Raw genomic sequence first — 2,582 nt, forward strand, 5'->3', positions numbered from 1 at the left:
TGAGGTAGGGAAGCCCGCGCTGTACCCACTGGATCAGCGTCGGGAGGAGTGTCACAAGCCAAGGATTCACGTTTGAGGGATTAAATGTTCTGTAACAAAATTGGTATAAACATCCCCTTTCAGAAAGGCAGGAGTTTCTAACACTCGCTTATGAAAATCAATAGTGGTAGGTACTCCCGTAATAGCGCATTCTCTTAACGCCCGTTTCATCCGTTTAATAGCAGTATTTCTATCGGGCCCCCAGACAATTAATTTACCAATCAAAGAATCGTAATAGGGAGGAATTTCGTAATCTGTGTAAACATGAGAGTCCATTCTCACCCCTGGACCACCAGGAGGAAGATAACCGCTTATCTTACCAGGATTAGGCCGAAAGTTTAGATCTGGGTCTTCGGCATTAATACGACATTCTATAGCGTGACCCTGTAGAGAAATATCTTCCTGGGTTACTTGTAACTTTTCTCCCTGGGCGATACGGATTTGTTCCGTGATTAAATCCAATCCAGTAATCATTTCTGTAACAGGATGTTCTACCTGAATACGGGTATTCATTTCCATAAAATAAAAATTTCCCTGATTATCCACTAAAAATTCCACGGTTCCAGCCCCCAGATAATTGATGGACTTGGCCGCTTGAACCGCAGCCGAACCCATTTTTTCCCGTAGTTGTGGAGTTAAAACAGGACTAGGGGCTTCTTCTAGGAGTTTTTGGTGACGGCGTTGGATAGAACAATCCCTTTCTCCTAAATGAACAACATTACCGTAACTATCCGCTAATATCTGAAATTCGATATGACGGGGACGTTCGATAAACTTTTCTAAATAAATCCCTCCATTACCAAAAGCGGCTTCTGCTTCCCCTTGGGCTGCTTGGAAGAGGCGAGAAAAATCGCTTTCTTCTCGCACTAAACGCATTCCTCTGCCACCCCCTCCGGCTGTTGCCTTAATCATTACAGGATAGCCAATGTCACGGGCTACTATTAGGGCTTCTTCTTCGCTTTTAAGAAGTCCCAAGCTTCCAGGAACCGTAGGAACTCCCGCATCTTGCATAGTTTTTTTCGCTGTAGATTTGTCCCCCATTGACCGAATGGAATCAGGAGATGGGCCAACGAAAACAATTTTATGATCCGCACATATTTCAGCAAAACGAGCATTCTCCGCCAAAAATCCGTATCCTGGATGGATTGCTGTTGCGTTGCGTGTTAGGGCAGCAGAGATGATATTGGGAATATTGAGATAACTCTTACCACTTGCAGGAGGACCAATACACACACTTTCATCAGCAAGTTGAACATGAAGGGCTTGACGATCTATTGTAGAGTGAACCGCAACGGTTCCAATGCCCAGTTCTTCGCAAGTGTGTAAAATACGTAAGGCGATCTCCCCGCGATTGGCAATCAGGATTTTGGAAAACTGCATCATTTAACCTGTGCTTGAAAAGTCCTATTTAGTAGGATATCTGGTTTTGTCCAAAATTATGATTTTTCTATAGGGGAAATGAGGGGTTAAGACCTCTAATTTTGATTAGTTGTAGAGAAATTCCCTCACCTTCCACTTAACTTCCATCTATACCAACGAAAGCTGCTCTAGGTTGACCACTTCTCCAGGTTTAGGGGTCATTACCTCGGTTCCCAGGTTATTGTCTCGTAGTTGCTGGCGAAACTTATCGATGCTTCCTTCCTGTCGCAAAATAGCGGCTAAAACACCTTTGTATTCGGTTTCTTTGGCATCAGCAGTGGGTAAAATAACTTTGGGCTTTAGGGTTTGACATAGTTTTAGAGTGGTTTTTTGCCCTTGCAACACAGGGAGAAAATGCAAAATACTAACTCCAAGGATAGGGGTTAAAATAACGTCTATATTCCCTTCCTCTGATAACTCGGAACAATGGTTACCGTGGGGTTCGTAGTAAAGTTTCTCTTTTTGTTTTAAATCGGTAATAATATAGGCGTTTTCTACTAATTGAGGACCCACTAAGGAGCCAGGTAAGGCTTTGATTTCTACTGTCCCGTCCAGGGTATAGATCTTTCCGTGATCGAGGGTTTCAACATTCTTATAGCCTAATTCTGTGACCACTTTTGCTCCGCTAGGAGAAGCCACAACGGGAATATTGTGGTCAAGTTCTTTTAAAGTGGGAATGTGGGCATGATCGTTTAATCCCTGAGATAATAAGATCAGATCAACGGGCTTATCAAGATGGTGAGTTTTTGACTTAACTCCTTTGAATAACCAATCTAAGTTACCAAAAACTAGAGAGCCTGTTAACCAAGGATCGAGAAGAATTCTTTTTCCTGAGATTTCTATTAACCAAGAGTTGTTATCAAGCCAGGTAAGTTGCATAAAGATTCTATTTATTAAATGTATTCAAACAACAAAGTATTGTACTAGCTTAACATTTTTTTACAATCTGTTCTTAAAGGGTTTATTGTCTCATGAATAAACAGTTCAAAAGAGGCTTAACCACTGATCAACATTTCCCTATTACTAATAGCTCCTTCAAAATTTAACACTTTCCAGACAGGCCCCAGAGCCATAAGTACCTAAGCAAAATTAATTGTATAGTTTGAGCCAAAGTGTTTGAGAAT

General features: G+C 41.7%; 2 protein-coding genes. Both read right to left on the reverse strand.

The genetic code is table 11. From position 1 onward, the window contains the following. Positions 1–66: 66 nt before the first annotated feature. Positions 67–1,419, reverse strand: coding sequence for an acetyl-CoA carboxylase biotin carboxylase subunit (gene accC / locus P9B04_RS20065; RefSeq protein WP_342056747.1), 1,353 nt, complete (start codon positions 1,417–1,419; stop codon positions 67–69). A 147-nt stretch (positions 1,420–1,566) separates the two neighbouring features. Continuing rightward, on the reverse strand, positions 1,567–2,337 hold the full coding sequence (locus tag P9B04_RS20070) for an MBL fold metallo-hydrolase (RefSeq protein ID WP_342056746.1): 771 nt from the start codon (positions 2,335–2,337) through the stop codon (positions 1,567–1,569). Positions 2,338–2,582: the final 245 nt, after the last annotated feature.

Source organism: Crocosphaera sp. Alani8 (assembly GCF_038442745.1).
Taxonomy (GTDB): Bacteria; Cyanobacteriota; Cyanobacteriia; order Cyanobacteriales; family Microcystaceae; genus Crocosphaera.